We start from the raw sequence: 26,573 nt of genomic DNA, 5'->3' as shown, positions 1-26,573 counted from the left end.
GTCCACCCGGCTCCTCCCCCGGACACCGGTCCCCGGGGGTCCGGGAGGGTCATCCCGAAACGGCGGGATCAGTGCCGTTGGTCGGGGTGGAAGTTCCCGAGCATCTGCTCCAGCGCGGATTCGGGCAGGTCGCGGGCTGTCAGCCGGGCGACGGTGGCGGCGTTGACGTCCGCCCCGGCCAGCCGGGCGGCCTGCCGGGCCACGGTCTGCTCGAACATCTGGCGGGCCGTACGGGCGTAGGCGAACGAGGGATCCTCGCGCATCCGGCCGAACCGCGCCAGCAACTCCACCCGCAGCTCCTCGTCCAGCAGGTACAGGTCACGCTCGGCGTACCCCTGGAAGAGCCGGACAAGCTGCCGGTCGTCAAGCCCCTCGAACTCCAGCGTCCGGCCGAACCGGGACTTGAACGCGGGATTACCGGCCAGGAAGCCCTCCATCTCGGCCGGCGGGCCGGTGCAGATCATCAGCAGCCTGTCCCGGTGCTCGTCGAGCTGCCGCAGCAGCTCGGTCACCACCTGCGGAGAGCGGTCCAGCCGGTACGCCTCCTGGATCAGCAGCACCCCGCCCGCCGCCTGCTCGACCATGCCCGCGACCCGGTTCTCGGTATCGACCGCGTCCCGGCCCGCCAGGTGGACGGGACGGCAGGCCACCACATGGCCGGAGTCCAGCAGCCCGAGCGCCGCGTAGACGCCGCCCACCAGCCCGGCCACGGTGGTCTTGCCGCTACCGGGCGGGCCGAGGAACAGCAGGTGCCCCTGCCCGCCGGAGCCGACACCGTGCCTGGCCCGCTCGGCCGCCACCTCGGCGTCGGCGACCAGCTCCTCCACGGCCGCCTTGACGTCCTCCAGTCCCATCAGGGCGTCGAGCTGGGCCAGGTAGCCGTCGATGTCGCCGGGCGGGCGCAGCGCGGGCTCGATCGCCTCGGCCACCCCGGAGAAGTCCTGGGCCGTCAGCACCAGCCGGTTCTGGGCGGCGCCGGCCCGGTCCAGGTGACGCTGGCACGCCTGGTCCAGGTAGGCCTCCACCAGCCGGGCGTTGACCAGGTCGCCGGGGCCGCGCAGGCGTTCGAGGTCCTGCTCGGCGACCGCCAGCGCGTCCCCGCCGAGGGTGACCCGGCGCTCGTCGGCCAGCAGGTGCAGCAGCGTCATCCGGTTCCGCGTCCGGGTCAGGTCCGGCAGCCGGTAGACGCGGAACGTCTCGGCCAGCTTCGGATGGTCCTGCGACAGCCGCTTGAAGTGCCGCGGCTCGCAGGTGGCGATCAGCGTGGTCCGGCCGGGCCGGGTGCGCACCGACCGCACCACCCGGACCATGGCCTCCGGGTCGGCCGCCTCCAGGATCGCGGTGTCCAGCCGTTCGAACAGCAGCGTCGGGCCGCCCGGCTCCAGCACCGCGGCCAGCCGCTCGGCGGGCGCGCCGCGCACGTCGGCCGCGTCGGCGGTGCGGATCGCGCCGTCGCCGATCCCGGCCTCGGCCAGGGTCAGCGCGATCATCCGGGCCAGCCGGCGTTGCCCGGTGTGCGGGCTGCCCACCAGCAGCACGCTGGGCGGGGTGCCCGCGCCCGGCCGGCCGTCGACCCGGGTGGCCTCCATGTCCTGTTCGGCCTCGGCACCGGCCGACCAGGCCGGATGGGCGCGCAGCTCGTCCAGCAGGCCGGTGGCGTCCTCCTCGCCGGACACGAAGCTGATGCCGTGGCGCTCGACGACCCGGCGGTCGGAGTGGTCCGCCGGCGGGGCGATCTGGTCCACCGGGCGGGCCGGCATCGGGGCCTCGTCCAGGAAGTCGAAGTCCCCGATCATGGTCTCGGACATGATCCGGGTACCCGGCCCGGCGGCGGACGGTGCGGGCGGCACGGGCGGGCCATGCCGGGCGGGCCGTTCCGCCGCACCATCGTCGGCGATGTCCCCCTGGCCGAGGATGCGGGTCCGGGGCGGCCCCGCCTGCGCGGGGCGACCGGGGACCGGCCCGCCCTCGATCCGGGTCGCCAGGGGATCCACGGGCTCTGCGGCACCACCGGACGCACCCTGCGCAGGGCTCACAGCGCCCTGGGGCGGCTGTGCGGACGAATCGGGTGCCGAGGGGTGCGGCTGGGCGTACGGAGGCTGCTGCGGCGCGTTCCAGCCCTGCTGGCTCTGATCGGCGGGTTGCTGCTGGGCTCCCCCGTCGTACGGGGAGGACCAGTTGCCCGCGGCGGGCTGCGGCGCGTTCCAGCCGGCCGGCTGCTGCTGGGCACCCGCCTCATGGGGAGAAGACCAGTTCTCTCCGGCGGGCTGCTGGGCGTTCCAGCCGGCCGGTTGCTGCTGGGCTCCCCCGTCGTAGGGGGAGGACGCGGGCTGCTGCGGCTGGTTCCACTGAGGCCCACCGCCCGGCTGGGCGGCGAAGCCGAGCTGGGTGTAGGGGACGGCAAAGTTGTCATTGTGCTCGGCGTCCGCCTCGGCCGGCCGGTGGAACGACTCGGGCGGCTCGATCCCGAACGCCTGCTGACCTGGCTGGACCTGTCCCGCAGGCGACGGCTGAGCGGTCGGGTCCTGCGCCGGAGGCTGGGCGGGCGCCTGCATGAACGGCCGTCCCGGCTCGGCCTGCGGCCCCACGGCGCCCGGACCGCCGAAGTCGGGGACCCCAGGCACGCCCGCCGAACCCGGCGGCTGCCCGCCGTACCCGCCCGACTGCCCGGACACCTGGGGTAGGCCCGGCGCCCCCGCGCCCGGCTGGGCCGGTACGCCCGGCTGGGCGGGGTGGCCCGGCTGCTGCAGCGGCTGGGAGACCCCCGGCGGCGGGGTCATCGGCGCGGCCGACCCCGCGGCCCGCGCCCGGGTCGCCCCGATGATCTCCGCGAGGATCGCGGTGGGGACGGGGAAGCCGCGGGGCCGGGCCGGGATCCCGACCAGCCGGCACCAGGCCAGGTCAACGGCGTAGGCGGCGGCCAGCAGCGGCTCCGCGCCGTCGTCCGCGGCGGCCAGGTGGGTACGCAGCGGCTCGGGCAGCCGGGTGTCCTGCGGCCACAGCCGGCGCAGCGGATGCCCGCCCTGCCCGTGCACCGCCTGAACGGTGTAGCGGATCTCCGGGTCCAGCCACGGCACGACGTTGCCCGCCACGTCCTGGCGCACCTTCGCCAGGTCGGCGGCCACCAGCGCGGCGGCCACCAGCCGCGGCTCCATGTAGGCGGGGTCGGAGGGGTCGCCGGCGATCTGGACGACGGCCTCGGCCAGCTCGTAGTAGGCGTGGCGGACGTTGTCGCCGGGCGAGCTCTCGTGGCGCAGCGCCGGCGCCAGGTTGGGCGGGCAGCGGGTCAGCCACTGCTGGACGAGCGCCTGGTCACCGTACGGCAGCGCGCCATAGTCCACCTGCGGGTTGCTGAGGGTGGAGTTGAGGATCGCCAGCAGCGCGTCCGCACGGGCCTGGAAACGCGGGTCGTCGCGCAGCGCGCTGGCCATCGCCCACATCGTGCGCAGCACCGACACGGCCGCGTCCACCCGCCCGGCCCGCAGCCGCTCGGCGTACAGGCCGACCAGAGCCTCCAGCGGCGGCGGGGTGAGCCAGCGAGGGCCGTCCACCTCCGGCAACGGCCTGGCGCGGTACGGGGTCCACAGCTGGAGCATCTGCGCGTCGAGCCGGGAGTCGAACACCGGAGCGGCGGCGCACCACAGCATCACGCCCCAGGTCACGGCGACGGTGCTGGGGGTCTCTGAGGCGAACAGCGCCCACCAGTGCGGGTAGTCGGCAGCCGGCAGCGCTGCGGCCTGCTCGATGGTGGCCCGCACCCGCGCGGTCACCTCCGGCGAGAAGCCGTGCCTGACGAACGGCAGCGGGGTGGGCGCCTGGAATGCGAAGTCCGGGCCGGCGGGCAGCACGTGCGGCGGCAGCACCGGTATCTGCCCCGCCTGCTGGGCGGGCCGCGCCGTCATCCGGGTGGCCGGGGACTGCGGCGGCGGGCACAGGTACCACTGCCCGTCAGATGGATGCAGGCGGTACCAGCGGGCCCACGCGCCGAACAGCCACCAGGTGCCGTCGGGCAGGGCGAGCATGCGCCCGGCAATCGCGTGCTGGCGCTGCTGCGGAGGCGCCGACGGCCACCAGCCGGCGGACACCATGGCTTTCGTGTCTTGCTCTGCCGCCGTGAACGGGTCCCGGCCCATCGGGGGTTGAGGTCCCGGACCCTGCCCTACCGGGGGCGGAGCGCCGTATCCCGGTCCCCACACCACGAGGTCATGTTAGATCCGGCGCGGCCCGGCGCACTCCCCCACTTGCCCGGAAGGATCACGTTCGTCCAGCTCACGGCGCCCCAGGACACCCGAAATCCACGTCGCCCACCGGACCGCCGCGCCGCGCGGCGGGACCACCGGAACGGATCAGGGGGCGGACCGCCAGTCGGCGGCGCGGTGCCGCTCGGCCTTGTGCACATAGACCTCCCAGGTGTGGGCGAGCACCAACCGGTCGGCGTCGTTGAGCTCGCGGACCACCCGGCCGGGCACCCCCGCCACCAGCACGCCGGAGGGGATCTGCTTGCCGGGCCCGACCACGGCCCCGGCGGCGACGAGCGTGCCGGCCCCGATCCGCGCCCCGTTCAGCACGATCGCGCCGATGCCGATCAGGGAACCGGTCTCCACGTGCGCGCCGTGCACCATCGCCTTGTGGCCCAGGCTCACCCGGTCCTCCAGGACGGCCGGCATCCCAGGGTCGGCGTGCAGGCAGCTCAGGTCCTGGATGTTGCACTCGTCGCCGACGACGATCTCCTCGTCCTCGCCGCGCAGCACCGACCCGTACCAGACGCTGGACGCCCGGCCGAGCCTGACCTTGCCGACGACCACCGCGCCCGGCGCGACCCACGCCTGCGGGTGGATGTCCGGCGCATCGGCTCCCAGGGACCCCACGTAGCTCATGTCGCTCATGGTGGCGATCGTACGGAGGCGCCCGGTACGGACGGCAGTGAGCCCCGTCGCGCGCGGCCGTGCCGGTCCGATGCCCGTCCCAGTGGACAGGGTGCGGAAAGGACGGCGGTTCGGCCGACGCGCACCCTTGGCGCACGACGGGGCTCACGTCTTGAAAGACGCCGTCCGCGCGTACGGGGGTTGCGCTCGCCGGCGAACCGATGCGCGGACACCGCCCAGGCCGTACCGGCGAACCGTCCAGACCGAAAACGGCGAGTCGTACGGGGCGGAACAACGGATCGCCCCCGCCGAAAGACGAACCATCCACATCGGGACGACAAAAACCCCCGATTCGGGAAGGCGGACGGCCGGGTACGCGCGGGTGAGACGGCCGGACCAAGAAATCGCAGCGAGAACGGGCATTCCGGTTGCGCGAGTGGGGTCGGCGGGGCAAGAGTCGAGTCTTGACGTCTCTGTGCTAGTACAGGTCCCAGAGCGGGCCCACCCCGCCCGCCCGACGTTGACTCCGACCCCTGACGGGCACGGCCCGCCAACGACCCCCTTAGGCCCATGAGCAACGAAGCTGAGATCCTGCCGAACCTTCTCCGCGAGGAGGAGGAGTTCGAGATCGTGATGCGCGGTTACAACCGCCGCCAGGTGGAGGACCGCCTCCACCGGCTCAAGTCCGACTACCAGAACCAGATCCGCGACCTGGAGGCCCGGCTGGCCCGCGCCCTCGACGACGTCGAGCGCACCCGCCGTGAGATGGCCGAGGTCCGCGAGGCCCGCAAGCCCACCGGCGACGACCTGAGCGACCGGCTCCGCCAGATCATCAACCTGGCCGAGGACGAGGCGCGCGACAAGGTCGCCGAGGCCGAGTCCAAGGGCGCGCAGATCCGCAAGGACGCCGAGCACGAGTCCCGGCGGATCATCGAGGAGGCCCGCGAGGCGGCCGCCAAGAACGTCGCCGAGGCCCAGGACAAGGCCGGCCAGGTGCTGGGCACGGCCAAGAAGGAGTCCGAGGCGGTGCTGACGGCCGCCAAGCAGGAGGCCGAGCAGACCGTCACCAGCGCCCGGCTGGAGGCCGAGCGCACGCTGACGGCGGCCGAGCGGCGGGCCGGCGTGATCAACGATGACGCCACCCGACGACTGACGCAGCTGACCCGCAACCACACCCAGGCGCTGCAGCGGCTCACCGAGATCAGCGAGACCCTCAACACGCTGCTGCGCGCCGAGAACGAAGCCGGCCCGCTGGAGAAGATGGTCGACGACGCGGTCCGGCAGGCCGCCCCGGCGGCGCGCAAGCCCACGGCCCCGGCCAAGCCCGCCGCCCCCGCCGCCGCCAAGCCCGCGACCGCCGCCCCGGCCGCGAGCCCGGCCACCGCCACGAGCCCGGTCGCGAGCCCGGCCACGGGCCCGGCCGCCGCCAAGCCCGCGAGCGCGCCCGCGGCCCCGGCCGCCAAGCCGGCCGTTCCGGTCTCGGCCAAGCCCGCGCCGGCTCCCAAGCACGCCGTCTCGCCGACCCCGGCGACGCCCGCCCCGGCCAAGGCCGCACCGGAGCCCGCCGGTGCGGCCGACTCCGTCCGGAGGGCCGAGCCCGTGCGCGCCGCCGAGCCCACGGGTCCGGCCGACCGGCCCGTCGCCCCGGCGGCTCCGGCGGTGCCCGCTCCGGCCAAGGCCGCCGACGACAGGCCGGGCCTGGACAAGCCCGCCGTCGCACCCGTCCGGCCCGTGCCGCCGCAGGCACCGCCCCCCGGGACGGACAACGTCTGAGGCGGGACCGGTCGAACCGGGAGTCGGGGCTCCGCTCGCGGGCGCTCCCGCCGTGCCGACGCGCACGGCGGGGGCGCCCGACGGCGTTGCGTAGACTTCGATCATGGCCTCATCGACCAAGGGCAACGGCTCCGTACGCCCGATCCGGCGGCTCGGCGACCCCGTCCTGCGCACCGAGTGTGACCCGGTGCGCGCCTTCGACGCCGCGCTGGGGCGGCTGGTGGACGACATGTTCGCCTCGATGTACGCGGCCGAGGGCGTGGGCCTGGCGGCCAACCAGATCGGGGTGTCGCTGCAGGTCTTCGTGTACGACTGCAACGACGACGAGGGACGCCGGCACATCGGGCACGTGATCAACCCCGTGCTGGTGGCCGCGGACGGCGATATCGTCACCGACGCCGAGGGCTGCCTGTCGGTGCCCGGCCTGAACTTCCCCACCCCCCGGCACGCGCACGCCGTGGTGGAGGGCGTGGACCTCGACAACAAGCCGGTCCGCGTCGAGGGCACCGGTTACTTCGCCCGCTGCCTGCAGCACGAGACCCACCATCTGCGCGGCGGCGTCTACATCGACGTCCTCAAGGGCGACACCCGTCGCGAGGCCATGCGCGCCATCCGCTCGGCCGACTGGTCCTGATCCCCTGCCTGCCGCCCGGCCTCGCGCCGTGGGCGTTCAGTCCGACTGCCAGCGGCCCGAGCGTTCGCGTTTGACCGCGCCGCGGCGGCGCTTGCTCTCCAGCCTGCGCTCGTGGACGCGGCGGCTGGGCTTGGTGGGACGGCGGCTCTTGGGCGGCGGGGCGGTCGCCTCGGCCAGCAGCGCGGCCAGCCGGGCCCGTGCGGCGTCCCGGTTGCGCAGTTGGGAGCGGTACTCCTCGGCCCGGATGGTGAGCACTCCGCCGGTCAGCCGGCCCGCCAGCCGTTCCAGCGCGCGGCGCTTGTAGGGCTCGGGCAGCGAGGGCGAGCCGGCCACGTCGAAGGACAACTCGGCGGCGGTGGCGCTGGTGTTCACGTGCTGCCCGCCGGGACCCGACGACCGGGAGAAACGCCAGCGGAGCTCGGTCTCCGGGATGGCGACCGAGCCGCGGACGGGGATCGTTGCGGGCATGTCCCGATTATCCCCGGCGGGTGCGGATCATGTCGTCTCGTTTTCCGGACGGCCGGCTCACCGGGGTGCGCGCCGCCGGCGCGGGATCCGGTTCCGCAATTGCCTGGCGCGAAAGCAAGTGGTTACTTACACTAGTCGCCATGAGCGACGAGCTGTTCCGGGACGACGACATCATTCGCCGGGTGAGCCAGGAGGGAGTGCTGATCGCGGCCGGCGGGGTGGCCTCACTGCTGCAGACCTCCCACCCCCAGGTCGGGCAAGGGGTGCGTGACCACAGCTACACCTTCGACGACCCGATGGTCCGCCTGCGCAACACCATGGGCTGGGTCTACATGGTCGTGTTCGGCACCCGTGAGGAGGCCGAGAAGCTCAGTGCCATGGTCACCCGGATGCACGACGGGGTGACCGGGCCCGGCTACCGGGCCAACGACCCCGAACTGCAGGTGTGGGTGGCCGCGACGCTGTTCTCGGTGGCGGCCCAGACCTACCAGCTGCTGTTCCGGCGCAGGTTCACCGAGGACGAACTGGAGGAGTTCTACCAGCAGTCCAAGATCTACGCGACGATCCTCGGCTGCCCCGAGGACGCCATGCCGGCCGGCTATCGCGAGTTCCGCGAGTACTACGCCCACATGGTCAACACGCTGCAGATCAACGACGCCTCGCGGTACATCGCCGACGGTGTGCTCCACCCCACGAACCTGCCGCTGATCATGCGGCCGGCGCTCGTGCCGATCCGGCTGATCACCTCGGGGCTGATGCCGCCGCCGATCCGCGAGCAGTACGGCTGGAAGTGGAACGCCTTCCGCGAGTTCCAGTTCCACCTGTTGATGAGGGGGCTCTCGCTGGTCTACCCGCGCCTGCCCGAGCGGGTGCGCACCCTGCCGCGCGAGATCTATCTGCGCCAGACCCGCAAGATCCTGCGCAGGCAGATCAACGGCAGGCCCCGCCTGAAGGTGCGCTCCACCGCCGCCTGACGCGCGTCCAGAACCGGTGAACGGCCGGACGTCCCGCCCCCGGCAGGGCGGGACGTCCTTATCTCCCCCGGCAGGAGGCGACCGGGCTCAGGACGCGGAGATGATCTCGTTGACCACCTTCACCGCGTCGTTGATCGGGATGGCGAAGCCGACCCCGATGCTGCCATCACCCTGACCGGTGGTCGCGATGGCGGTGTTGATCCCCACCACCTGGCCGGACCCGTTGACCAGCGCGCCCCCGGAGTTGCCCGGATTGATCGCGGCGTCGGTCTGGATGGCGTTGCGGATGGTCGTGGACTCCTGCCGGACCTGGCGGCCGAAGCCGGGCGGCAGGCCCTGCTGGTCCGGGGAGTCGCCCTCCTCCAGGGTGCGGCCCAGCGCGCTGACGATGCCGGCGGTGACCGAGCCGTCCAGGCCCAGCGGGTTGCCCATCGCCAGCACCGTGTCGCCGACCGCCAGCCGGCCGCTGTCGCCCAGCGCGGCGGCCTTCAGCCCGGAGACCCCCCGGGCCTTGATCACCGCGATGTCGTGCCCGGTGTCGGTGCCGAGCACCTCGGCGGGAGCGGTCCGGCCGTCGCTGAACTTCACCTGGATCCGGGCCGCGTTCGAGACCACGTGGGCGTTGGTGATGATCGTCCCGTCCGGGCGCAGCACCACCCCCGAACCCTCGCTGGAGCGGCCCGGCGTGCTGACGGCGACGGCCACCACGCTCGGCTGCACGGCCGCCGCGATCTGGGCGATCGTGCTCTTGCCCGGGGCCGCCACCGGCGTGCCCGCGATACCGGTGGCGGACGACTCGTTCCCGGTCAGCGCCATCGTGCCCAGCGCCCCGGCGCCGCCGGCCCCGACGGCGATCAGCATGGCGGCCCCGGCGGCCATCAGCTTGCGCCGCGCCGTCCACGTCCAGGCCGCCCCCTGCCGCCCGTCCTGCTGGGCGTACGGGCCCGTCCCGAACCCCGGCACCCCTGCCCAGCCCTGCCCCTGCTGCTGCCCCGGCACCCCGGCCTGAGGCTGCGGGCCGTTCTGGAGCGGCCACGGCCCCGCGGCAAAGCCCTCCGGACGGGTCTGATGGGTGTACGAACCCGCCTCAGAGCCCTGCGAGCCGTGCTGGGAGGCGTCCGAGCCGACGCCGACGTCCTGTGGGCCGGGCTGGTGGGGGTGTGGGTTCGCCGCGTGGGTGTCGTGCGGCGGCCGGTGGCCGGTGGCCTGGTGCGGGTTGATGGCGTCCATGTGATCCCCCAGTCCTTCGCTCACACTCTGAGCATCGGCAGGGGGACTGCACGGCCCCTGGAACGAACCTGAAAGTACGCTGAATGTCCGCGAGCCCGTACCGCGGGGGCGGGATCAGTCCGGGGCGAGCGGCAGCACAACGCGGAAGACCGCTCCTTGGCCGGGTGCCGTCTCGACCTGAACGGCGCCGCCGTGCGCGGCCGTCAGGGCCGCCACGATGGCCAGGCCGAGGCCGGTGCCGCCGTCCTGGCGGTTGCGGGACTCGTCGGCCCGGTAGAAGCGCTCAAAAACCCGTTCGGCCTGCTCGGGGGTCAGGCCCGGGCCGGTGTCGGCGACCTCGCACACCACCGTGGGAATGCCGGGCGGGGCTCCCCTCTGCTGCAGTGCCCGGACTTCGGCGGGCGTGCCGGGACGCAGCCGTACCTGCACGGGAGTGCCGGACGGGGTGTGCTGCACCGCGTTGCCCAGCAGGTTGCCGAGCACCTGGCGGAGCCGCGCCTCGTCCCCCAGCACCTGGTAGGCCATGCCGCCCTCGACCGCCAGGTCGATCTCACGGTCGGGGGCGACGACCCGGGCCTCCTGGACGGACTCGGCCGCCACCGCCAGCAGGTCCACCGGGCGCCGATCCAGGGGCCGCTGCCGGTCCAGGCGGGCCAGCAGCAGCAGGTCCTCCACCAGCAGGCCCATCCGGGCGGCGGCGTTCTCGATCCGGCCGATCAACCGGTCCACCTCGGCTGGGCCGCCGGCGGCCCCCTGCCGGTAGAGCTCGGCGAAGCCGCGGATGGCGGTCAGCGGGGTGCGCAGTTCGTGCCCGGCGTCGGCGACGAACCGGCGCATCCGCCGCTCCGACTCGCGGGCGGTGCTCTCGGACGCCTCACGGGCCCGGAACGCGGTCTCGATCTGGGCGAGCATCCCGTTCAGCGAGCCGCCGAGCCGGCCCACCTCGGTGCGCGGGTCGGCGTGCGGCACCCGGCGCGACAGGTCGCCGGCGGCGATGGCCCCCGCGGTCTCCTCGATGGCGGTCAGCGGGCGCAGGCTGACCCGTACCGCCCACACGCCCACCCCGGCCAGCACCACCAGCACCGCCAGGCCCACCAGCAGGTCGATGACGATCAGCCGGCCGACGGTGCGGTCGACCTCGTCCAGGCTCACCCCGGCGACCACGCTGCCGCCACTGTCCAGCGGGATGGCCAGCACCCGCCAGGACGGGCCCGTGCCCGGCACGGTGAACGGCTCGCCGTAGTGGCCCGACAGGTGGTCGGGGACGCGGGGGCTGCCGCTGGCCTCCAGGGCCTGGATGTCGCTGCTGACGGTCCCGTCCGGCTCGCGGATCTGCCCGTACACGTCGCTGGGAACGCGCAGCAGGATGCGGCCGGAGCGGTCGAACTGCGGATGGGTGAGCTGCTCGGCCATCCGGGTGGCGGTCTGGCGCAACTGCTCGTCGGTCTGCTCCACCAGATAGCCGCGCAGCACCCCGACCCCGGCCACGCTGATCACCGTCAGGCCCACCGTGACCAGCACCAACACCGCCGCGATCAGCTTGACCCGCAGCGGGGTGCGGTCGGACAGGGAGCGCAGCGGGCCGGGCTTGCGGGCAGGGGCAGCGATCATGGGTCCTGGGGCGGGCGCAGCACGTACCCGACCCCGCGCAGAGTGTGGATCAGTCTCGGCTCGGTGTTATCCACCTTGCGGCGCAGCGCCGACACGTACGACTCGACGATGCCGGCGTCTCCGCGGAAGTCGTAGTTCCACACGTGGTCGAGGATCTGCGCCTTGGACAGCACCCGGCCGGCGTTGGCCATGAAGTAGCGCAGCAGCTTGAACTCGGTCGGCGACAGCGCGATCGGCCGGCCGCCGCGCCACACCTCGTGGCTGTCCTCGTCCAGTTCGATGTCGGCGAACGCCATCCGGGGGGACGGCTCGGGAACGCCGCCCCTGGCCCGGCGCAGCACGGCGTGGATGCGGGCGATGACCTCCTCCAGGCTGAACGGCTTGGTGACGTAGTCGTCGCCGCCGATGGTCAGGCCGGTGACGCGGTCGGCGACGGCGTCGCGCGCGGTCAGGAACAGCACCGGGGTGTGCGTGCCGCCCGAGCGCAGCCGCCGGACGACCGCGAAGCCGTCGAAGTCCGGCAGCATCACGTCCAGCACGATCAGGTCCGGCCGGTGCCGCAGGGCGGCCTCCACCGCCGTGGCGCCGCTGGTGGCGGTGACCACGTCGAATCCGGCGAAGCGCAGGCTGCCCGCCAGCAGTTCCAGGATGTTGGCGTCGTCCTCGACGACCAGCAGCCGGGTGCCCGCCCCTTCCTGGGCCTGCCTGCGCGTGGTGTGCTCGGTCAATGCCTCGGCTCCCCCGTCCATCATCGCAAGAGTGCCCGGCGAACCTGAACGCGACCTGAAAGGACACCGAAACCCGCCCGGAAGACCGGCAGGGCGCCCGGCACGGTGGCCGGGCGCCCTGTACGGCATGCGATACCTCAGGTCGGGGCTACTCGCCCTTCCACTGCGGCTTGCGCTTCTCGGCGAAGGCCGCCGGGCCCTCCTGGGCGTCCTTGGAGGCGAAGATCGGGCCGGAGATCTCGTTCTGCCGCTGCCAGATCTCCCCGGCCGGCCACTTGGGCGACTCGACGATGATCTGCTTGGTCCCGGCCAGCGCCAGCGGAGCGTTCTCGGCGATCTTCAGCGCCAGCTCCTTGGCCCCGGCCAGCGCGCCGCCGGGCTCGACCAGCCGGTTGACGAAGCCCAGCTCGGCCATCCGCTCCGCACCGTAGAAGTCGCCGGTCAGGGCGATCTCCATGGCGATGTGGTACGGGATCCGCTGCGGCAGCCGCATCAGCCCGCCGGCCGCCGCGACCAGCCCGCGCTTGGGCTCGGGCAGACCGAACTTGGCCTCCCGGGAGGCCACGACCATGTCGCAGGACAGCGCCACCTCACAGCCGCCGGCCAGCGCGTAGCCCTCGATCGCGGCGATGATCGGCTTGGCCGGCGGCCGCTCCACGATGCCGGCGAAGCCGCGGCCCTCGACGAACGGGAACTCACCCTTCAGGAACGCCTTGAGGTCCATCCCGGAGCAGAACGTGCCACCCGCGCCGGTGATGACGGCCACCGACAGATCCTTGCGGCCGTCGAACTCGTCGAGGGCGGCCCCGATGCCCTGCGCCACGGACGCGTTCACCGCGTTCTTGGCCTCGGGACGGTTGATGGTGATGACCAGGACCGCGCCATCGGTCTCGGTCAGTACGGCGTCGGACATACCGGTCTCCCGTTTTACTTGGGCTGGAAGCGAATGCCGCCGTCGAAGCGGATGGTCTCGCCGTTCATGTAGTCGTTCTCGACGAGCGCCCGCACCAGCTGGGCGAACTCCGAGGCCTTGCCCATCCGCTTGGGGAAGGGCACCGGCGCGGCCAGCTTGGCCTTGAACGCCTCGGCGGCCTCGCCCTCGCCGTAGATGGGGGTGTCGATGATGCCCGGGCAGATGGTGTTGACCCGCACGCCGATGGCGGACAGGTCACGGGCGGCCGGCAGCGTCATGCCGACGATGCCGCCCTTGGAGGCCGAGTAGGCGACCTGGCCGGTCTGACCCTCCAGGGCCGCCACGGAGGCGGTGTTGATGACCACGCCGCGCAGGCCGTCGGCGTCGGCGGGCTCGGTCTTGGCGATCGCGGCGGCGCCGATCCGCATCAGGTTGAAGGTGCCGACCAGGTTGATGGCGATGACCTTCTGGAAGGAGGCCAGGTCGTGCGGGCTGCCGTCGCGGCCGACGGTGCGCGACGCCCAGCCGATGCCGGCGCTGTTGATGACGATGCGCAGCGGCGCGCCGGTGTCCACGGCGGCCTGCACCGCGGCCTGCACCTGCGCCTCGTCGGAGACGTCGGTCTTGACGAACACGCCGCCGAGCTCGTCGGCCAGCGCCTTGCCCTTGGCTTCGTTGAGGTCGGCTATGACCACCTTGACGCCGTGGGCGGCGAGGTCGCGGGCGGTGGCCTCGCCGAGGCCGCTCGCGCCCCCGGAGATGACGGCGGAGACTCCGTTCAGGTCCATAAGCAGCACCTTACGTCAGGGACCGAATGTGGTTCGGGTCGATGTTACCCAGAGGTCAAATTACCGGGAATGTTTGGCCCCCCATCCACCGGGCAGGCGCCACAGTCCCGGCCCGCCGTACCCGCCCACCTGGAGACGGAGAACACGGCGGGCACTGCCGCCCACCCGAGCACCAGCAGGGGGACCCATGAGCGAACGACCGCCCCAGAGCCAGCCCTACCCGGGACGGACCGCGGATATGACGCCCGAGCCCAAGGACGAGATGCGCGGCTACACCGGTAGCGGGCTGCTCGCCGGCAAGCGGGCCCTCGTCACCGGCGGCGACTCCGGCATCGGCCGGGCGGTCTCGGTCGCGTTCGCCAAGGAGGGCGCCGACGTGGCGCTGACCTACCTGAGCGAGGACGGCGACGCCCGGCACACCGCCAAGCTGGTCGAGCAGGAGGGCCGCCGCTGCGTCACCTTCGGCGGCGACCTGGCCGAGCGGCGGCACTGCCGCGAGGTGGTCGAGCACACCGTCCGCGACCTCGGCGGGCTGGACGTCCTGGTGCTCCACCACGGCACCCAGGAGCCGGTCGAGGACCTGCGGGAGATCGACGACGCCCAGTTGCGGCGTACCTTCGACGTCAACGTGTTCAGCCTGTTCTGGGTCGTGCAGGCCGCGCTGGACCACCTGGGCGAGGGCTCCTCCATCGTCGTCACCGGCTCCATCAACGGGCTGCGCGGCAACAAGACGCTCATCGACTACGCGGCCAGCAAGGCCGCCGCGATGAACCTCACCCAGTCGCTGGCACAGAACCTGATGGATCGCGGCATCCGGGTCAACTCCGTGGCCCCCGGCCCGGTCTGGACGCCGCTCATCCCGGCCACCATGCCCGAGGAACGGGTGGAGAGCTTCGGGCAGCAGGCCCCGATGGGCCGCGCCGCCGACCCGGACGAGATCGCGCCGTCGTACGTGTTCTTCGCCGCCGGGCGGACGTCGTCGTACTACACCGGCCAGACGCTCGTCCCGGCGGGCGGCGAGATCCACCCCGGCTGACCTCTCCCGTCTGGTGGGCGCCGTCCGTTTCGGCCCGCCCAGCCGGGTAGGCGGACGGGCGGGAGCCCTCGTGAGGACTCGTGGGGGCTCGTGAGGACCCGTGAGGAAAGGAGTGCCCGATGGCACAGGCCAGTTTCATCGAGGTCCAGAAGTTCCTGTCCGGGGTCGACTACCCGGCCAGCAAGGAACAGCTCGTCCAGCACGCCAAGAGCAAGGGCGCCGACAAGCAGGCCATGGAGGCCCTAGAGGCCCTCCCGGACCAGGAGTACGACGGCCCGAACAAGGTCAGCCAGGCCGTCGCGAAGTCCTCCTGACGGGAGGATCCGTGGTGGCCGGGCGGCCCCGGGTCGCCCGGCCACGCCGTTGCGAGGGCGTCAGGGCGCCCGGGTGTGCGGGGTGTAGCCCTCCGCCTCACCGCCGGGGGTGTCCGCCTCCGCATTGGGCGGGTCGGTGGGGCCGGGCTCCCACTCCTCGGCGATGTCGGGCTCAGCGCCGGAGTCGACCGGCGCGCCGGCCTCGGCCCGCCGATCCGCCAGCGACGTGGACTGCTCGGGTCTCCGCTCTTCTGTCATGCCCGCTATCTGACCCCTGACGAGGTTTTAAACCCGGGTACCGGGGATCCCCCTGTCAATGGAACTTCAGCGCAGCGACCCGGCCGAGCCCGGCATCAGCCGGCGTCGGTGCGGCCGGGGTTTCCGCTATCTGGGCCCGGACGGCCGGCCGGTCGGCCCCGCGGAGGTCGCCCGGATCAAGGACCTGGTGATCCCGCCGGCCTGGCAGGACGTCTGGATCTGCCCCGACCCGGACGGGCACATCCAGGCGACCGGCACCGACGCCGCGGGCCGCCGCCAGTACCTGTACCACCCGCAGTGGCGCGTGCAGCGGGACCGCGAGAAACACGACCGGGTGCTGGACTTCGCCGAGGCGCTGCCGCGCGTCCGCAAGCAGGTCACCGAGCACCTGACCGGGCGCGACTTCACCCGGGAACGGGTGCTGGCCGCCGCCGTCCGCCTGATCGACCTGGGCTTCTTCCGCGCCGGCGGCGAGGAGTACGCCGAGGAGAACGGCACGTACGGGATGGCCACCGTGCTGCGCGAGCACGTCACCTGCCGGCGCGGCGGCGAGGTGATCTTCGAGTATCCGGCCAAGGGCGCCAAGGACCGCTACCAGGCGGTCGCCGAGGAGGACGTCTGCAAGGTCGTCTCCGGGCTCAAGCGGCGCCGCGACGACGGCCCGGAACTGCTCGCGTACCGCACACCGGGCGGCTGGCACGACGTGACCGCCGGGGACATCAACGAGTACCTGCGGGAGATCTCCGGCGGCGACTTCACCGCCAAGGACTTCCGCACCTGGCACGCCACCGTGCTGGCCGCCGTAGGCCTGGCCGTGTCCACCCCGGCCGCCACGTCCGAGTCCGCCCGCAAGCGCGCCGTCAGCCGGGTCGTGCAGGAGGTCGCCGACTACCTGGGCAACACCCCGGCGGTGGCGCGCGCCTCCTACATCGACCCGCGGGTCATTGAGCTGTACGAACGGAACGTGACGATCGCCCCGGCCCTCACCGAACTGGGCCACGACGCCGACTTCGGCGAACTGGCCACCCAGGGCCGCGCCGAAACCGCCGTGCTGAAGATGCTGCGCCGCCACCAGAACGACTCCCCCTGACGGCCCGCGCATCGTGCAGGCCGCGGGCGTTGCAGGAAGGGCGTGAGTGGGAGTCAGCGGGCGCTGCGGCCGGCTTCGGCGGGGGGGCGGGACGAGTCGCGCTTTTCGAGGCCGTAGACCGCGTACGCCTGCTTGATCACCGGCAGCGCGACGTTGCGGACGCGGACGCCGTTGGGGGTGACGCCCTTCTCGCTGCCCATGTGCGCGTGCCCGTGCACGGCCAGGTCGGCCCCGGCCCGGTCGATCGCCTCCGCCAGCAGGTAGCTGCCCAGGAACGGGTAGATCTCCAGCGGCTCCCCGGTCAGGGTGTCCTTGACCGGCGAGTAGTGGGTCAGCGCGACCTTCAGGTCCGCGCCCTGGTCGTCCAGCGCGGCCAGCGACTCGTACAGCCCGTCGCTGAGCTCCCTGGTGTGCCGGATGAACGCCTTCATCTCCCGCTCGCCGAACTCGTCGCCGCTGCTGCCGGCGAAGCCGCCGCCGAACCCCTTGCAGCCGGCCACGCCCAGCCGAACGCCGCCGCAGTCGATCATCGTGCCCCCGCTGTGGAGCACGGTGACGCCCGCCTCGCCCAGCATCTCGGTGATCTCGTTCTCGGCCTCGGAGTGGTAGTCGTGGTTGCCGAGCACGGCGATCACCGGCACCGGAGCATCCCGCAACTCGTCGGCCACGATCCGCCCCTCCTCCAGGGTGCCGTGCCGGGTGAGGTCCCCGGCGACCAGCAGCACGTCGGCGTGGTCCGCCAGCCCGGTCAGCCGCTCCCGGTACTGTCCCGCCACGTCGGGGCCGAGATGGATGTCGCCCACCGCCGCGACCCGGATCATGTCAGGCGCTCCTCTCCGTCCGGGACCGCCGCCGGGATCACGGACACCTCGTTGCGGATGGTGCATCCGCCGGCGGCCGCGCGGGCGGCCTCCTCCACCTCCCGCCGGCGTTCCTCGGAGACCACCCCGCCGCGCAGGTAGACCACATCTCCGCAGACCTCGACGTGGATGCCCAGCTCGTGCGCCTGCTCGGCGACCCGGTCGCGGATGCGCTCGACCAGGTAGTGCGGCGCCTCCCCAGCTCTGGTCACAGGAAATCCCCCTCGATCACGTCCAGCCGGTGCAGCAATGTCAGGAACGCGTACGCGTACGGGGAGTGCGCGGTCTCCTTGGCCACCTTCGGCCAGTCCACCTGCTCGCGCAGCGCCCGGCACACGTGCAGGAAGTCACTGAAGTCGCAGGCGGTCTCGGTGAACGCCAGCAACCGCATGATCATCAGGTCGTCGGCGGGCAGCACCGGCATGTTGACCGCCGCCACCGGCAGTTCCTCCGCCCTGGCCAGCAGCCCGCCGTCCACCGGCCGCGCGGACGGCCGGAAGATCAGGTCGATCAGCCGGTCGTCGTCGTAGACCTTGGCCAGCCAGTCCTCCGGGCAGTCCTGATACCGCATCCCCACGGCGGTCAGCGCGTTCACCGCGGCGTCCACGTCCTGTTCGCGAACGATGAAGTCCACGTCGTGGGTGGAGATCGCGGCGCCCCGCGCGTAGGCGGCGAACCCACCGGCCAGCGCGAACTCCACGCCCGCCTCCTTCAGCGCGCTCGCCGCCCGCTTCAGTGTGGTGAGCAGCGTCTCGTCATCGGACTGCGAATCGACTTGCGACATGCGTACCCCTGCGCTCCCAAGCGACGGACAATGCCGACGCAGTACCCCGATGACCGCGCCCCATTCACCTCGCGGCCTTTCGCCCCGGACAGCACCTCGTACCCACGCGCCCGGGGATGTCGCGGCCCGGCCGCACGCCCCTCCAGCCGGACGACACGTCGTACCCGTCCGTCCGGGCGTTCCGGCCCGGCCCGCCGAGGGGCCGGGCCCGGGGTCGTCCGGATTACGGCTCAGCAGTCCACGAGGTCCGGGGACTGGTTGAGCAGTTGCCCGCGCGGGGAGACGAACGCTGCGTAGCGCTCGGCGTGGCCGGGGGCGTCCGGGACGAAGGCCGCCACCCGGTGGCAGTTCTGGAAGGCCAGCCGCACCCCGAAGTGCCGTTCCAGCGCGCCGCGCATGGCGTCGCTGGCCAGCGCCCGCAGCAACTGGCCCCGGGAGGTCTCGTCCGGCGGCGGCACCCGGTTGTCGGCGAAGCCGTCGCCCGTCTCGCGCGACCGGGCCGCCACCCCGCTGATGACCTCCCAGGCGTAGGGGAGCGACTCGCGCACGCACGCCACGAAGTCGTCCTCGGGCACCTCACCCCGGCGGGCCCGCTCCAGCAACCGGTCGCTGACCGTCAAGGACATGATCGTTTTCCCTTCTCGAACGCGCTCGAACGCGCGGGACGGCGCCGCCCCGCCGGTTCGAGTGTCACATGAAAACGATATTCATTCCAAGTCGTCGTGCCGGTGCCCGCTCGCCGCACCGCCTACTCACCCGCCCTCCGGCCGGCTGAGTAGGTGGACCCGTCCTCGTACTCAGGCGCCCCCTCCGGCGGCGGCGCACAGTGGTCCCATGAACGCTCTGTTCCAGCTCAAGGGCACCACCGCCTTCTTCGTCCAGTCGGCCCTCTCGTTCACGGTCGCCACCGCCGGGGTCGGTCTCGGCATCGCCTTCATGCCCGCGCCGACCTGGATCCGGGCGTTCCTGGCGCTCGGCATGCTGTACGTCATCACCTCGACCTTCACCCTCGCCAAGGTCATCAGGGACCGCCAGGAGGCCGCGGCGATGGCGGACGTACGGGACAGGCCGTCACCGCCCGGACCGCTCCCGCCGAACGCGCCCTACGTCGACGCCTCGGGAGGCTCCTGGGTGTGACGACCGCCTTTCGGACGAACCGGAAGACCCATCTCGACAAGGGCGCTCACGAGGGTCGTGGGCGCCCTTACGGCCGTCCCGGGATCGTCCGCCGACGGGGCCGCGCAAACCCCGTCAGATCACATTTCGGTAACTTCCGGAAAATAGTTTCGCGGGCCACTTCACGGCTTTTCCGCCGCCAGCCCTTCCCAACGATCACGTGAGCTTCGTCACATGACCTCTTCAGTGGAGCCCCTTGATCCACTTCTCGCCCGGACGCCGCACACACCTTGATCGTTTTCCCGGAGGCCCTTGCCACAGGGCGATTGCGCGCAATGCGACTGAGGTCACAACCCGATCACAACGGCCGATTGATCCGCAGGTAGATCCTTGATCACCGTTTGACCGCAAGCGGCCGGACACACTCCGCAACTGCCGACATTTGCCGATTTCGCCCGCTTGTGGTTAGCGTGCTTCCCGTCCAGCGGCGACCCAGATCGCCGGCGACAAGTGAACAACGGTCAGCCAGGCCCGCGGTGAGACGACCATTCCACCGTGCGAACGGCCGTTGCTGACCCGCCGCGTCCGTGCAGTCCAGAGGCACGGAGCCGGGATGACCCACCCGCATCGTCGCGGGTTCGGGATGCCATTCAGCCGAAACAACGGACGGCCTTTCCCGTCCGCCACTTCCGGCTGCCCGGTAGGCATCACCTGCTAGGCCAGGAGCAGTCCTGAATACCCCCCTCAACCTTCGTTTCATGCTGGGCGGAATCGCGCTGAGCGCCACCGCGGCCCTGACGGCGGCCGCCCTGCCGGCCACCCCGGCCACCCCGGCCGCCGCGGCCACCACCGCCCCGGCCACCGTGACGGCACCGGCGACCCAGCCCGTCGCCGCGACGACGTCCACCACGAAGACCAAGCAGCAAAAGCAGAAAGAGCGCGCCGCCAAGGCCGTCAAATACGCCTACAAGCAGATCGGCGACCCCTACCGCTACGGCGCCACCGGTCCCGGCTCCTGGGACTGCTCCGGCCTCGCCGGCGGCTCCTGGCGCAAGGCGGGCGTCAAGCTGCCCCGCACCACCACCCAGATCTACGCCCACGTCAAGCGCAAGGTCCGCTATAGCAAGATGAAGCCCGGCGACCTCATCTTCTTCTACAGCGGCCGCAGCCACATGGGCATCTACGTAGGCAAGGGCTACATGATCCACGCCCCGAGCTCCGGCAAGCGCGTCCAGAAGGTCAAGCTGAGCTCCTACTACAAGGGCCAGTTCAACGGCGCCGTCCGCCCGGGCCTCTAGCCCTCCCCTCGCGGCGCCGTGGGCGCCCCCGCCGCCCACGGCGCCGCCCCTCCGGGCACGCTCCCCCGATACCACGGTGCGAACCCCCAGGCGATCTCGGTACCCTTGCCCTGCGGGTCGCTAGCTCAATTGGCAGAGCTCCGGACTTTTAATCCGTAGGTTGTGGGTTCGAGTCCCACGCGACCCACCACCTCTGACCTGCGCAAACCCGCAGGAAGCCCGGTATGCCCGGCGTCTGCTTCGCCCGGTTTGCCGTCGTGTTCGCTCCATGTTCGCTCGGCGGCCCGGACCGGGACACGAACCGGCCCCCGAACCAACCCCCACCGCGCCCCGGACGGGTTCCGCATGGTGGCGTCCCACGAACGCGCCACAGCCCGTAGCACGGTCCGACGCCCGGCGCCCCGGCTGATGCCCCAGGGACACGACAACGGGCCGGACACCGCGCGGTAGCGGTGTCCGACCCGTCGGCATGCCCCGTCAGGTCACCGTGGCATCAGCACCACCGCCCGGCCCCTGTGTTTGGGCCGGTCGCCGGTGTCGGCGTTGAGGATGATCGCGGCGGCGTCCTCGGCCGACTTGCGGGCCAGTTGCGGCAGGAGGCTGGTGTAGATGTCAGCGGCGATGGTGATCGACGACAGCCGCAGCGTCTCCTGCACCACCTTCAGGTCGTAACCGGCCGCCAGCAGGAACGACGCCGCCCCATGCCGCAGGTCGTGCAGGCGTACCGGTGGAAGTCCGGCCTCCATGGACAGGTGCTCGAACTGCTCGGTCACCTCGTTCGGGTTCACCAGCCCTCCGGTCTCGGTGGTGAAGACATAACCGGTCTCGGCCCAGGCGTCCCCTGCGGCGAAGCGTTCGGTGCTCTGGCGGGCCTTGTGCGCCCGTAGTTCCTTGATGGTGGAGGCATCGAGGCTGATGGTGGCCTCGCCGGCCTCGGACTTGGGTTTGCCCTCGAAGGTTTCCGATCCGATCTGGGTGATCTGCCAGCGGATCGTCACCGCCCCGTTCTTCAGGTCCAGGTCGCTCCACCGCAGGCCGCACGCCTCACCACGGCGCAGGCCACGGAAGGCGATGAGGTGGAACAGGGCGTACAGCCGATGCTGACGGGCCCGGTCCAGGAACCGTTTGGTCAGGGCCGGTGTCCACACCATCACCCGGGAGGGGCGTGTGGCGCCGATGTAGGCGTCGAGCCGGTTGATCCGGTCCCCGATCCGCTTGTGCGGCTCCAGCTCGGACATGCGCCTGCGGCGGGCATCCATCCTCTCGGTGTGGGCGGCCAGATCTTTCCGCCACTGGATGATGCGTTCGTCGGTCCACACCAGTGCCTTGGGGGCTTTGCCGGACGGCAGCTCGATCAGGGAGGCGACGTTGACTTCGATCAGTCGTTCCTTGATCGCCCGGTTCAGCGCCGCTCGCAGCGTCGCGCGGATCCGTTGCTTGGTAGCGGCGTTGATCACACGCCGCCCTTTCACCTTGGCGCGTAGCTGCGGGTCGCTCGATTCGCGGGCTCGGGTGATGGCCTCGTTCAGCTCATCGATGGCGTCGAAGATGCGTTCCACGTCGGGGACTCGCAGTTTGTCGAGCGGGATGTGGCCCAGGTGCGGGATGAAGTAGAGCTTGATGTGGTTGGCATAACTGCGGCGGGTGGTCTCCCGCAGACCCCGACGCCCGGCCAGCCACCGCTCCAGGTACTCCCCCACTGTGACCTGCCGCGACAGGTCCTGCCCGACACGGACCTTAAGGCGGACCAGGTGCGGGTCGGGCAAGGTTTTGGTCTCGCGGACGGTGGTCACGATCAGATCGGCGATCTGAACTGCGGTCTGCTGGTCGTCGCCGGCGATGGCCAGGAGTTCTTTGACTTTGGTCATCTCCGCTTCGGCGGCGTCCTGGGTGGGGAACCCGGCGCGGCGCAGCGGGCCTCGGCGGGCGCCGTCAGCGGTGGGCGGCAGTTCGATCTGGTAGTTCCAGGTCCCGTGGGTACTGCTCCATCGGCCGTTGCCGCGGCGGAGTTTCGGGCACCTCTTGCGTAGCAGTCTTCCTGTCTCGTCGCGGCATCCGCAGGTCTTGAACGTGCTTCCCGTGGCGGCCATTCAGTCCTCTCCCCCGTGCTGTGAAGGCCGCCCGTCCTCCATCGCCCGGCCAAAAGGCGCAGGGTCGCCCTGGGCGGGCAGACCAAGGACCGCCAGCAGGTCGGCGGTGGCCACACGGTAGCTGCGGCCGATGCGCAGCACCCGGCACGGAAACCGCCCGGCGCGTGCGAGCTGATAGGCCTTGGTACGCCCGACACCGAGCGCGCGCCCTGCGGTGACCAGATCGATGGTGACAGGCAGCGAACGGATCTCCGCCGGACTCAGGCCCCGCGTCATGCCCCACCTCCGGCATGGCCCGCACCGGTGTATGCAGTGGTGCGCGCGTCGCGGCGGCAGGGACAGACGGCATGGGGTCCTTCCAGCGGTTCGGTTTCGCCCCGCACCCCCGCACGGCCAGTACCGGACCACACCGCACCGTATGCGGCGCTATGCGTTATGCCGGTCATCGGACCGTCCGGGACGGGGCCGCAGCATGAACCCGCACCTCGGCAACGACCTTCAAGGCCACCCCCAGACGGGCGCGGCGAGGTAGACGAAAGACGCCCGCTCACCGGCCGCTTCTCCCGGCACTGGGGTAGGCGGTACTCCTTTCTCGTGTCGTTGGTGCTGGTGTCCTGGTTCGCGGACGTGTCGGCCGTGCCAGAGCACGACCGCATGGCCGACGGCAGCAGCCGCCCCTCGTCCCCAGCACCTGGACCAGGCCCATCGATACCGGCAGCTTCCGGGTTGGATGTCGTGTTGTTCATTGCTGGATGACCCGAGACGGTCACCCGATCCCCACACCCATGAATCACCGCCGCAGCCCCTCGGATTGGAAGGCTCCGCAGATGCGGACCCGGTGCTCTCTGGGTCTGCCGATGCGGGGTGTCCCGGGGCCGAGAGGTCTGGCCTTGGCAGGGCCGGTGCTCACGTGGGCCGATCGAAGCAGGGGACTCCCACCGGCTGCCTGATCTTTACCGGAGAACCCCACGGCGGCCGAACGAGGAGATCACGCGGATTGTTGTGTCCGAGGTGACGCACGGCGATGCCGATGGCCGCCGGGTGTCCGGTGTCTCAGAACAGGGATTCCTGGCCTAGATCCACAGGGTGTGCACCTCGTTGAAGCGCCGCCAGGACCGGTCTGAGCGCTTCATCCACCCGGGCGTAGGTTCCGCTCTCAGCCCTCAGTTCGTGGAGATCGCTGCCCGCAGAGTGGGCTCGACCGATCGCCTCCATGGCCTCGGCCGCAAGGTCCGGTGTGAGCCGGAGGGGGACCGTCCATGAGGATTCATAACCAGGCGGAACGACGCCCGCCAGCAGCGAGGCCGCAGCGACGGCACGCACGGCGTCCACATACCCCAGGTAGCCCCCGACGTCGCAGGCGAGGCGCACTGCGGTTCGAAGTTCCTGCTGAACCTGGTCAGGCGGCAGGTCCAGCAAGTAATCGACGAAGTCCATGGCCGTGTCGTCGTCGAACGGACCCGGCCCCCATGTGCCCACATGACCTCCACAGCTCGATGACCACCCCACCGGATCATCTCAACGGAGCCGGCTGCCTGATCTTCGAAGGAGTCTCGCGGCGGCCGAACGAGGAGATCACACGGGTTTTCGGCACCTCCCCGGCTTTACCAACAGCGTCACCTCAACGACGCACTCGTGGAGTTCTTGCAGGTCGGCACGAATGTAGGCGGATCTTAGGCGCGGGCGTGGGCGGCCTTGGGCACCTGTGAGGTGCTCATGTTCTGCCTGTGCAGTGGTCGATACCTGACAGCACCTGATCCCATCACGGCCTTCCCCCGGAGGGCTGCCATGACCAACGAGCGCACCAACGGCACCGACGCACAGACCGACCGGCCCAGCACCGCCGCCGGTACGGCAACGCCCGGACACGCGCCTACGGGGCGTCAGCCGCGTCATGGCATCCCGTCCCGGTCCCGATCACCCGCCGCCCGTGGCGGGTGTCCTGCCGGGGTGTGACGTGCCATGTCGGCCCCTATGCGGTCGGGGGCGGGACCGTTGCCGGTCCCGCCCCCGATCGGGCTGTCAGGCGTTCTATGACGCGTCGCCGTCACCGGCCGCCGTGCCGGTGGCGGTGGCGGTGGGGGCGGTGTAGCGGGCGGGGCGTTCGCTGGTCAGGACGGCCTCGCCGTTCTTGGCCAGGGTTTCCAGGGCGTTGGCGACCGCTCCGGACGAGCGGCCCAGCACTTTGGCGATCTCGCCGGGGGTGAACTCCTTGCCGGGGTGGGCGTTCAGGTGCGCGACCACCTCCGGCCGCAGCGGGCGGGGCGCGGCCCGGTCGGTGCGGACCGTCCCGGTGCCCTTGGCGCCGGTGCGGACGGGGCCGGCCTTGGAGGCCTTCCGTACGTTGTTGGCCTCGGTGTGGATGCGCTCCAGCCCGGCCGTGGTGGCGGCCTCGTCACCGGCGACGACGGCCGCGTAGGTGGTGGTGACGGCCGTCAGCAGATCCGCCAGCGCCCGGCGGGTGTCCTCGGCGGTACGGGCCTTCGCCAGGTCGGCCAGGACCTTCGCCCGGCGGGCCTCCTCCTCGGCCATCGCCTTGGCCAGGTCGGCCTCGGCCGCCGCCCGCCGATCGGCCTCGGCCTGCATGATCCGCATCGCCTCCGCAATCGCCTCCGCCGTCACCGCCGGAGCCTGCGGGACGGTGGCCTCAGCGGCACCGGCGGCCGGTCCCTCCGGGGCGGTGCCCGGGACCGGGACGGTGGTGATGTCGGTCGTGTCCTGGGCCGGCGCCCAGGTGTCCGGCAGGGCACGCCCGTTGTCGCCGCGCCCGCCGGGCGTGCACACCACCCGCCCCGACGTGGCCAGCGCGATCAGCTCGGCCTTGGCCACCGCACGGGCCACCCCCGCCGCGTTCGCGATGACCGGTACCGTCGCCCCGGGGTTGGCCGTCACCGCGTCCCACACCACCCCAGCCGGACCGTCCGGACGGGCGGTGGACGCCGGGGCGGTGGCGGTGTCCGGGGTGGTGGTGGCGATGTCAGCGGCCGGGGCGGCGGGAGCGGTGACAGTGTTCTTCTTCGCGGCCATTTTCGCGACTCCTTTTCGGTGGTGGATGCGGCGGGGATTTCCGCCGCCGCATTTCGTTGTCGTGACACCACGATTTCTCGACCGACCATGGATCTCAAGCCCGAATGCACGTTTCCCCTATCGCCGGAACGGCTGGCAAGGCTTACCTCTCCCAACCAGCGGTCACCACGTTTTACAAATTCCCACCCCGCGAATCCTTGACTTCACCCACATCCGGGGAACAGCGAACGCATGACCTCGCGTCGCAAAGCCTCATGTGGGCGGTCTGATCACGCCGGGCATACCACGCGCCGCCCCAGCAGCCTAGGCAGGGGCCAAAGCGCCGCAGGCGTTTCGGCCGGCCTCCGGGCAGTCGGAAGGATCGGCGGGATGAAGGCCCGCGGGGAACATCAGGGCAAGGCGCTCCGCATCCACCCTCACGCAGCACATCGCATGGTCTTGTCGCCCTCATAGGCGAGTTGGGGTCATCAGCGATACGTTTAACCCGCCCTCGACCTGCAAGAACACCGCGGCAAGGGGGTGCCGCTCATAAGGGGAAGGGCGAACAGAACCCGGAACGATAGACCCTTCAAGTGACCGCGAAGCCCCCGAGCATGCGCACCCTCACGCCCATACCGCCTTGGCGCGGAGAAGGCGATAGGCGTCCGAGGTCGCGGGACATCTTCCGAAGCGGCGAAGGCCCGGCCCGCAACCCCGTGGGAGGAGTGCGGGCGGGG

The 26,573-nt window shown here is 71.8% G+C and carries 25 protein-coding genes and 1 tRNA gene; 9 read left to right on the top strand and 17 right to left on the bottom strand.

Features of this window, described 5'->3' with window-relative positions:
* Positions 1 to 68: 68 nt before the first annotated feature.
* Both C4U03_RS25330 and C4U03_RS25325 read right to left on the bottom strand, forming a co-directional pair.
* Entirely contained in the window at positions 69 to 4,022 is a 3,954-nt protein-coding gene (locus C4U03_RS25330) for an AAA family ATPase (protein WP_146087518.1), read from the bottom strand.
* Between the two features lie 324 nt (positions 4,023 to 4,346).
* A complete protein-coding gene (locus C4U03_RS25325; protein ID WP_407701449.1) occupies positions 4,347 to 4,886 on the bottom strand; it encodes a gamma carbonic anhydrase family protein in 540 nt (179 codons plus the stop codon).
* 549 nt (positions 4,887 to 5,435) lie between these two features.
* On the opposite strand from C4U03_RS25325, the gene C4U03_RS25320 reads away from it, so the two are divergent.
* The gene (locus C4U03_RS25320; protein WP_235018109.1) at positions 5,436 to 6,638 is read left to right on the top strand and encodes a DivIVA domain-containing protein; all 1,203 of its coding nucleotides are present in this window, start codon (positions 5,436 to 5,438) and stop codon (positions 6,636 to 6,638) included.
* Positions 6,639 to 6,741: 103 nt separating this feature from the next.
* Positions 6,742 to 7,272: a peptide deformylase gene (def, locus tag C4U03_RS25315; RefSeq protein WP_103940766.1), complete on the top strand. Its 531-nt coding sequence runs from the start codon at positions 6,742 to 6,744 to the stop codon at positions 7,270 to 7,272.
* Positions 7,273 to 7,308: 36 nt separating this feature from the next.
* Here the strand turns inward: def and arfB are convergent, their stop codons facing one another.
* A complete protein-coding gene (gene arfB / locus C4U03_RS25310; RefSeq protein WP_103940764.1) occupies positions 7,309 to 7,740 on the bottom strand; it encodes an alternative ribosome rescue aminoacyl-tRNA hydrolase ArfB in 432 nt (143 codons plus the stop codon).
* A gap of 140 nt (positions 7,741 to 7,880) precedes the next feature.
* Between arfB and C4U03_RS25305 the strand changes: the two genes are divergently transcribed.
* Positions 7,881 to 8,714 carry an oxygenase MpaB family protein gene (locus C4U03_RS25305; RefSeq protein ID WP_103940762.1) on the top strand — a complete coding sequence of 278 codons (834 nt, stop codon included), beginning with the start codon at positions 7,881 to 7,883 and terminating at the stop codon, positions 8,712 to 8,714.
* Positions 8,715 to 8,801: 87 nt separating this feature from the next.
* Here the strand turns inward: C4U03_RS25305 and C4U03_RS25300 are convergent, their stop codons facing one another.
* The 5 genes from C4U03_RS25300 to C4U03_RS25280 all read right to left on the bottom strand — a co-directional run bounded on the left by C4U03_RS25300 (position 8,802) and on the right by C4U03_RS25280 (position 13,984).
* Positions 8,802 to 9,968, bottom strand: a complete 1,167-nt coding sequence (locus tag C4U03_RS25300) for a S1C family serine protease (RefSeq protein ID WP_235018108.1) — start codon at positions 9,966 to 9,968, stop codon at positions 8,802 to 8,804.
* Positions 9,969 to 10,058: 90 nt separating this feature from the next.
* Positions 10,059 to 11,555 (bottom strand): sensor histidine kinase, encoded by a 1,497-nt coding sequence (locus tag C4U03_RS25295; RefSeq protein WP_103940760.1) that lies wholly within the window; start codon positions 11,553 to 11,555, stop codon positions 10,059 to 10,061.
* Entirely contained in the window at positions 11,552 to 12,304 is a 753-nt protein-coding gene (locus C4U03_RS25290) for a response regulator transcription factor (RefSeq protein ID WP_235018107.1), read from the bottom strand. Before C4U03_RS25290 ends, C4U03_RS25295 begins: the two co-directional genes overlap by 4 nt.
* 127 nt (positions 12,305 to 12,431) lie before the next feature.
* A complete protein-coding gene (locus C4U03_RS25285; RefSeq protein WP_103940756.1) occupies positions 12,432 to 13,196 on the bottom strand; it encodes a crotonase/enoyl-CoA hydratase family protein in 765 nt (254 codons plus the stop codon).
* Between the two features lie 14 nt (positions 13,197 to 13,210).
* Complete coding sequence (locus C4U03_RS25280; protein ID WP_103940754.1) at positions 13,211 to 13,984, bottom strand: SDR family oxidoreductase; 774 nt, start codon at positions 13,982 to 13,984, stop codon at positions 13,211 to 13,213.
* Positions 13,985 to 14,171: 187 nt separating this feature from the next.
* On the opposite strand from C4U03_RS25280, the gene C4U03_RS25275 reads away from it, so the two are divergent.
* Together C4U03_RS25275 and C4U03_RS25270 are read left to right on the top strand one after the other, a co-directional pair.
* Positions 14,172 to 15,020: an SDR family oxidoreductase gene (locus C4U03_RS25275; RefSeq protein ID WP_103940752.1), complete on the top strand. Its 849-nt coding sequence runs from the start codon at positions 14,172 to 14,174 to the stop codon at positions 15,018 to 15,020.
* A 119-nt stretch (positions 15,021 to 15,139) separates the two neighbouring features.
* Positions 15,140 to 15,334 carry a DUF2795 domain-containing protein gene (locus C4U03_RS25270; protein WP_103940750.1) on the top strand — a complete coding sequence of 65 codons (195 nt, stop codon included), beginning with the start codon at positions 15,140 to 15,142 and terminating at the stop codon, positions 15,332 to 15,334.
* A gap of 60 nt (positions 15,335 to 15,394) precedes the next feature.
* On the opposite strand, the gene C4U03_RS25265 is transcribed toward C4U03_RS25270, so the two are convergent.
* The gene (locus C4U03_RS25265; RefSeq protein WP_103940748.1) at positions 15,395 to 15,592 is read right to left on the bottom strand and encodes a hypothetical protein; all 198 of its coding nucleotides are present in this window, start codon (positions 15,590 to 15,592) and stop codon (positions 15,395 to 15,397) included.
* Between the two features lie 58 nt (positions 15,593 to 15,650).
* On the opposite strand from C4U03_RS25265, the gene C4U03_RS25260 reads away from it, so the two are divergent.
* The gene (locus C4U03_RS25260; protein ID WP_103940746.1) at positions 15,651 to 16,682 is read left to right on the top strand and encodes a DNA topoisomerase IB; all 1,032 of its coding nucleotides are present in this window, start codon (positions 15,651 to 15,653) and stop codon (positions 16,680 to 16,682) included.
* A gap of 53 nt (positions 16,683 to 16,735) precedes the next feature.
* Here the strand turns inward: C4U03_RS25260 and C4U03_RS25255 are convergent, their stop codons facing one another.
* The 4 genes from C4U03_RS25255 to C4U03_RS25240 form a co-directional block, all read right to left on the bottom strand.
* A complete protein-coding gene (locus C4U03_RS25255; RefSeq protein WP_103940744.1) occupies positions 16,736 to 17,503 on the bottom strand; it encodes a metallophosphoesterase family protein in 768 nt (255 codons plus the stop codon).
* On the bottom strand, positions 17,500 to 17,754 hold the full coding sequence (locus tag C4U03_RS25250; RefSeq protein WP_103940742.1) for a BON domain-containing protein: 255 nt from the start codon (positions 17,752 to 17,754) through the stop codon (positions 17,500 to 17,502). The genes C4U03_RS25255 and C4U03_RS25250 overlap by 4 nt, the downstream gene beginning before the upstream one ends.
* Positions 17,751 to 18,326: a nucleotidyltransferase family protein gene (locus C4U03_RS25245; RefSeq protein WP_103940740.1), complete on the bottom strand. Its 576-nt coding sequence runs from the start codon at positions 18,324 to 18,326 to the stop codon at positions 17,751 to 17,753. The genes C4U03_RS25250 and C4U03_RS25245 overlap by 4 nt, the downstream gene beginning before the upstream one ends.
* Positions 18,327 to 18,556: 230 nt before the next feature.
* Entirely contained in the window at positions 18,557 to 18,952 is a 396-nt protein-coding gene (locus C4U03_RS25240) for an SCO5389 family protein (RefSeq protein ID WP_103940738.1), read from the bottom strand.
* 208 nt (positions 18,953 to 19,160) lie between these two features.
* On the opposite strand from C4U03_RS25240, the gene C4U03_RS25235 reads away from it, so the two are divergent.
* From C4U03_RS25235 to C4U03_RS25225, 3 genes are all read left to right on the top strand, one after another.
* Positions 19,161 to 19,463 (top strand): YiaA/YiaB family inner membrane protein, encoded by a 303-nt coding sequence (locus C4U03_RS25235; RefSeq protein WP_103940737.1) that lies wholly within the window; start codon positions 19,161 to 19,163, stop codon positions 19,461 to 19,463.
* Positions 19,464 to 20,200: 737 nt separating this feature from the next.
* On the top strand, positions 20,201 to 20,740 hold the full coding sequence (locus C4U03_RS25230) for a C40 family peptidase (RefSeq protein WP_103940736.1): 540 nt from the start codon (positions 20,201 to 20,203) through the stop codon (positions 20,738 to 20,740).
* Between the two features lie 114 nt (positions 20,741 to 20,854).
* Positions 20,855 to 20,930, top strand: a tRNA-Lys gene (locus C4U03_RS25225).
* Between the two features lie 292 nt (positions 20,931 to 21,222).
* Here C4U03_RS25225 and C4U03_RS25220 read toward each other — a convergent pair.
* The 4 genes from C4U03_RS25220 to C4U03_RS25205 all read right to left on the bottom strand — a co-directional run bounded on the left by C4U03_RS25220 (position 21,223) and on the right by C4U03_RS25205 (position 25,857).
* A complete protein-coding gene (locus C4U03_RS25220) occupies positions 21,223 to 22,830 on the bottom strand; it encodes a tyrosine-type recombinase/integrase (protein ID WP_103940735.1) in 1,608 nt (535 codons plus the stop codon).
* Positions 22,831 to 23,106: a helix-turn-helix domain-containing protein gene (locus C4U03_RS25215; RefSeq protein ID WP_103940734.1), complete on the bottom strand. Its 276-nt coding sequence runs from the start codon at positions 23,104 to 23,106 to the stop codon at positions 22,831 to 22,833.
* A 777-nt stretch (positions 23,107 to 23,883) separates the two neighbouring features.
* On the bottom strand, positions 23,884 to 24,309 hold the full coding sequence (locus tag C4U03_RS25210) for a DUF4259 domain-containing protein (RefSeq protein ID WP_103940733.1): 426 nt from the start codon (positions 24,307 to 24,309) through the stop codon (positions 23,884 to 23,886).
* 552 nt (positions 24,310 to 24,861) lie between these two features.
* Entirely contained in the window at positions 24,862 to 25,857 is a 996-nt protein-coding gene (locus C4U03_RS25205; RefSeq protein WP_103940731.1) for a hypothetical protein, read from the bottom strand.
* Positions 25,858 to 26,573 lie beyond the last annotated feature (716 nt).

Origin of the sequence: Thermomonospora echinospora (assembly GCF_900108175.1) — a bacterium.
GTDB classification, from domain to species: domain Bacteria; phylum Actinomycetota; class Actinomycetes; order Streptosporangiales; family Streptosporangiaceae; genus Thermomonospora; species Thermomonospora echinospora.
The sequence above is the reverse complement of the archived record's forward strand: the minus strand, read 5'-3'. Positions and strand labels throughout refer to the sequence as shown.

Coding starts and splice junctions, on each gene's coding strand:
- C4U03_RS25330 (WP_146087518.1), bottom strand. CDS start 4,022: ATGCTCGCCCTGCCCGACGGCACCTGGTGGCTGTTCGGCGCGTGGGCC.
- C4U03_RS25325 (WP_407701449.1), bottom strand. CDS start 4,886: ATGAGCGACATGAGCTACGTGGGGTCCCTGGGAGCCGATGCGCCGGAC.
- C4U03_RS25320 (WP_235018109.1), top strand. CDS start 5,436: ATGAGCAACGAAGCTGAGATCCTGCCGAACCTTCTCCGCGAGGAGGAG.
- def (WP_103940766.1), top strand. CDS start 6,742: ATGGCCTCATCGACCAAGGGCAACGGCTCCGTACGCCCGATCCGGCGG.
- arfB (WP_103940764.1), bottom strand. CDS start 7,740: ATGCCCGCAACGATCCCCGTCCGCGGCTCGGTCGCCATCCCGGAGACC.
- C4U03_RS25305 (WP_103940762.1), top strand. CDS start 7,881: ATGAGCGACGAGCTGTTCCGGGACGACGACATCATTCGCCGGGTGAGC.
- C4U03_RS25295 (WP_103940760.1), bottom strand. CDS start 11,555: ATGATCGCTGCCCCTGCCCGCAAGCCCGGCCCGCTGCGCTCCCTGTCC.
- C4U03_RS25290 (WP_235018107.1), bottom strand. CDS start 12,304: ATGGACGGGGGAGCCGAGGCATTGACCGAGCACACCACGCGCAGGCAG.
- C4U03_RS25285 (WP_103940756.1), bottom strand. CDS start 13,196: ATGTCCGACGCCGTACTGACCGAGACCGATGGCGCGGTCCTGGTCATC.
- C4U03_RS25280 (WP_103940754.1), bottom strand. CDS start 13,984: ATGGACCTGAACGGAGTCTCCGCCGTCATCTCCGGGGGCGCGAGCGGC.
- C4U03_RS25275 (WP_103940752.1), top strand. CDS start 14,172: ATGAGCGAACGACCGCCCCAGAGCCAGCCCTACCCGGGACGGACCGCG.
- C4U03_RS25270 (WP_103940750.1), top strand. CDS start 15,140: ATGGCACAGGCCAGTTTCATCGAGGTCCAGAAGTTCCTGTCCGGGGTC.
- C4U03_RS25265 (WP_103940748.1), bottom strand. CDS start 15,592: ATGACAGAAGAGCGGAGACCCGAGCAGTCCACGTCGCTGGCGGATCGG.
- C4U03_RS25260 (WP_103940746.1), top strand. CDS start 15,651: ATGGAACTTCAGCGCAGCGACCCGGCCGAGCCCGGCATCAGCCGGCGT.
- C4U03_RS25255 (WP_103940744.1), bottom strand. CDS start 17,503: ATGATCCGGGTCGCGGCGGTGGGCGACATCCATCTCGGCCCCGACGTG.
- C4U03_RS25245 (WP_103940740.1), bottom strand. CDS start 18,326: ATGTCGCAAGTCGATTCGCAGTCCGATGACGAGACGCTGCTCACCACA.
- C4U03_RS25240 (WP_103940738.1), bottom strand. CDS start 18,952: ATGTCCTTGACGGTCAGCGACCGGTTGCTGGAGCGGGCCCGCCGGGGT.
- C4U03_RS25235 (WP_103940737.1), top strand. CDS start 19,161: ATGAACGCTCTGTTCCAGCTCAAGGGCACCACCGCCTTCTTCGTCCAG.
- C4U03_RS25230 (WP_103940736.1), top strand. CDS start 20,201: ATGCTGGGCGGAATCGCGCTGAGCGCCACCGCGGCCCTGACGGCGGCC.
- C4U03_RS25220 (WP_103940735.1), bottom strand. CDS start 22,830: ATGGCCGCCACGGGAAGCACGTTCAAGACCTGCGGATGCCGCGACGAG.
- C4U03_RS25215 (WP_103940734.1), bottom strand. CDS start 23,106: ATGACGCGGGGCCTGAGTCCGGCGGAGATCCGTTCGCTGCCTGTCACC.
- C4U03_RS25205 (WP_103940731.1), bottom strand. CDS start 25,857: ATGGCCGCGAAGAAGAACACTGTCACCGCTCCCGCCGCCCCGGCCGCT.